This is a genomic window from Bacillus sp. AP50, from assembly GCF_040492675.1.
In the GTDB taxonomy this organism is placed as follows: domain Bacteria; phylum Bacillota; class Bacilli; order Bacillales; family Bacillaceae_G; genus Bacillus_A; species Bacillus_A cereus.
Map to the genome: position 1 here is coordinate 1 of NZ_JBEUTW010000410.1, position 3,616 is coordinate 3,616.

The window sequence follows — 3,616 nt, forward strand, 5'->3', positions numbered from 1 at the left end:
GTTTATCATGTATGTACTCAGAGCAAAGAGGGGAGTGGAGAAATTAAAAAAATTTTCTTTACGGCTTTCGATTGGATACATCGTAACAGCCTTATAGAAAAGGTAGATGCAACATGACTATTTTGTTAGTAGCAAATATGAATAGCGACTTATTTTAAAGAAATGAAAAAACAAACATAGGAGGATATATATGACAAAACCAGTTGTAGATGTGAAAAACGTCCAAAAAGTGTACGGTAAAAAAGGTGAGAACCAATCAAATGCGTTAAAAGGTGTTTCATTCTCAATTCAAGAGGGTGAGTTTGTCGGAATTATGGGACCATCTGGTTCTGGAAAAACGACATTATTAAATGTAATTTCAACGTTAGATAAAGCAACGGGCGGAATTGTTGAAATTGCAGGAACAGATATTACGAAAATGAAACAAGGTGAGCTTTCTGATTTCCGTTCACAAAAGTTAGGATTCATTTTCCAAGACTTTAACTTATTGGAGAACTTAACTATTTACGAAAACATCGCTCTTCCACTTTCCCTTCAAGGTGTTTCATCACGAAATATTGGACAGAAAGTAGAAAAAGTAGCTGATATGTTAAGCATTTCAGCAATCCTTCAAAAGTATCCATCTGAAGTATCTGGTGGACAGAAACAGCGTTCAGCGGCAGCTCGCGCTTTAGTACATGAGCCAGCAATTATTTTAGGGGACGAGCCGACTGGAGCTCTAGATTCTAAAAATGCAACGAGTTTACTTGATGCCATGACAAGCTTAAATAAAGAGCAAGGTGTATCCATTATGATGGTTACGCATGATCCTTACAGTGCAAGCTACTGTCAGCGTATTTTATTCATTCAAGATGGTGAGTTATATAAAGAAATTCATCGTGGTGGTACCCGTGGAAAATTCTATAAAGAAATTTTAGACGTGCTTGCAAACTTAGGCACACAAAAAGCGTAAGGAAGGAAGTTCAATCATGTTATTTAAGCTTTCTATGTCAGGCCTAAAAAGTAAGTTGCAAGATTATATTGTATTACTTGTTGGTCTGATTGTCTCTATTTCAACTTTTTATATGTTTCAAACGCTAGCATCCAATAAAACGTTCCTTGAATCTAATTCTTCTATTAGGGATATTGTGTCTGTATTTAAAATTGGTTCCTTTTTATTAGCGGTCACCACATTTTTCTATATTTTATATGCAAACTCTTTCTTATCAGCTCTTCGTCAAAAAGAATTTGGTATGTATATGATGTTAGGAGCAAAAAAGTATAAAGTTACCTTACTTATGTTTATCGAAACAATCGTATTAGGCGCTGCGTCTCTTGCGATCGGTATTGCAGTTGGTGTAGGACTTGCAGGAGGTATCGGTCAGCTATTAATGAAACAACTTGAGTTTGCTGGTGAAGGTTATAAAGCATTTTATCTACCATCTATAGCTATTACTTGTACCTTCTTCTTTGCACTATTTTTCTTATCAGCAATTATGAATAGTATGAAATTATCGCGTATTTCTGTACTGCAACTTGTACATGCAGATGCACAAACAGAACGTGTTGCCATAAAAGGAAAAATGACAGTTGTAATTGCATTCCTTGGTATTCTTTTATTAGGTATTGGTTATGCATCACTGATCTATATGTCATATGCAAATTCGCTAATTGCTTTGGGATTAATGGCCGTTGGATTAATTTCAGCAACCGCTGGTACTTACCTTATATTTGGATCCCTTCTCCCAGTTATGATTAACAAGCTAAAGAGTAATAAAAAACGTAGTGAAAAAGGCCTCAATGCTTTTACTTTTGCACAATTAAATTTCCGCATTAATAGTCTAACAAATGTGCTTGCAACAGTAGCAATTTTAGTGGCTCTTGGTGCTGGTGGAATTGCTTGTGGTATGGCATTTAAAAACAACATTATAAACATGACAGATCAAATGCGAATTTACGATTCAGTCATTCATAATCCAACTGCGGAAGAAAAGACAATTTTGGGTGGTATCTTATTTCAAGAAAAATTTGAATACCATTACAAAGTTGATGATAGGTATGTTTATTATCTTAAAGAAGATGTAGAAAAAAATCGCCCTTTCTTGCAAGGTATGAAAATAGAGAAAGTTTCAGAGGAAATACCAATTGGTGCATTTTCAATAAAATGGGTTAAAGGAGAAATCGACACAAAACAATGGATTCAGGCTTTCAGAACGATCCAGCCAAATTATATGTATCCTCATTATGAAATCAAAATTGTAGAACAAAACATATACGATGGGTTGAAGGGTAAAGAAAGTACTGTGTTTATAGGGAAAACAGATGATTTTGGATCATACATAAAAGAATGGAAAAAACTTGATGAATTACAGATAGCAAAATATAAAAATGTGAAAGCGGAAGAATTGGATAGTAAGTATCAAAAATATATTATGAGTCATGATTTTGCTAGCGGACTAATGTTTATGGGTTTCTTCGTTGGAATTGCATTTTTAGCAATGATGGCAAGTTGCTTAATGTTTAAAATTCTATCGGGAGCATCAAAAGATGTAGCACGTTATCAAATGCTTCGTAAAATCGGTGTTCGCCGTGAGTTATTAATAAAATCGATTTTTAAGGAGTTATTCTTTATATTTTTAGTCCCAGCAATTTTGGGTATTGTTCACGTATTGGTTGGTATGAACATGTTCAGCGTTCTTTTGGCTGATCCTTACTTTCGTATTTGGCTACCAATTATTATTTTCGTAGTGATTTACTCGATTTACTACTTGATTACAGTTCAATTGTATAAAGGAATTGTACTTCCGAAAGAACATTAATGTAATGGTATTATTTATACGGAATATCACCATAATCTGCCCCATTTATTAAACATTCTAAATGGATTTGGAAATAATAAATGGAGTAGTACTATAACCCATAAACGGTGTTTAATGTTCCGTACGATACTTTGTTTTTAGTAATGAGTTTTAGAATTTTCGGAAAGTATTGTTGATAGTGCCATTAGAGAAGTTAAAGAAGAAACTGGTCTTGAAGTTAGCAATCCTGTTTATAAAAGACTTTATGAATATGTTAATTCAATCGTCAAAGACCAAGATATGATATTTAACTATTTTACAAAAGACTTTAAGGGGGATTTACTAAAAAATTCGCCAGAAGGAAAAGCTGTTTGGTTGAATATCAATGAAGTTTATAATCTTTCTATGCAGAAATCCATTCGTAGAATATTCCCTTTGTTCTTTAAAGAAGGAAGAAAAAATAAAGGGAATGGGATCAAGAAAAAAATCAAGAGGGACAAGTTACTATAAAGAGAACATAAACAAAACAATGCTGGTCTACACATATTAGTATTATATAATATGTGTAGGCCTTTTAATTTTAAGCATCTATTAATTTAGGTCTTAATAATATACGAAAATCGCGTTTTGTTGACGGATTTCCTTATGATAAGGATTTTTTTACATAAAAAATAAAAAATGATAGGATCGGCGAGCATACACTTATCTTTGGCCAAGGAGTAAACCAAAGGATAACCATCATATTTTTATTACAATATCTCTTGTTACAATATCTCTTGTTAATTTTTAATAGAAAAATCATGTGTAATATTCATATCTATATTGAGACTGTCTCTTAT

3 protein-coding genes are annotated in these 3,616 nt (G+C 33.0%); all 3 read left to right on the forward strand.

Annotated features, from left to right (window positions below; genetic code table 11):
- The first annotated feature begins 190 nt into the window (after positions 1-190).
- Complete coding sequence (locus ABWK52_RS23475; protein ID WP_098280114.1) at positions 191-952, forward strand: ABC transporter ATP-binding protein; 762 nt, start codon at positions 191-193, stop codon at positions 950-952.
- A gap of 16 nt (positions 953-968) precedes the next feature.
- Complete coding sequence (locus tag ABWK52_RS23480; protein WP_353772175.1) at positions 969-2,798, forward strand: ABC transporter permease; 1,830 nt, start codon at positions 969-971, stop codon at positions 2,796-2,798.
- A 183-nt stretch (positions 2,799-2,981) separates the two neighbouring features.
- Positions 2,982-3,287, forward strand: coding sequence for an NUDIX domain-containing protein (locus ABWK52_RS23485; RefSeq protein WP_255289047.1), 306 nt, complete (start codon positions 2,982-2,984; stop codon positions 3,285-3,287).
- Positions 3,288-3,616 lie beyond the last annotated feature (329 nt).

Coding starts and splice junctions, on each gene's coding strand:
- ABWK52_RS23475 (WP_098280114.1), top strand. CDS start 191: ATGACAAAACCAGTTGTAGATGTGAAAAACGTCCAAAAAGTGTACGGT.
- ABWK52_RS23480 (WP_353772175.1), top strand. CDS start 969: ATGTTATTTAAGCTTTCTATGTCAGGCCTAAAAAGTAAGTTGCAAGAT.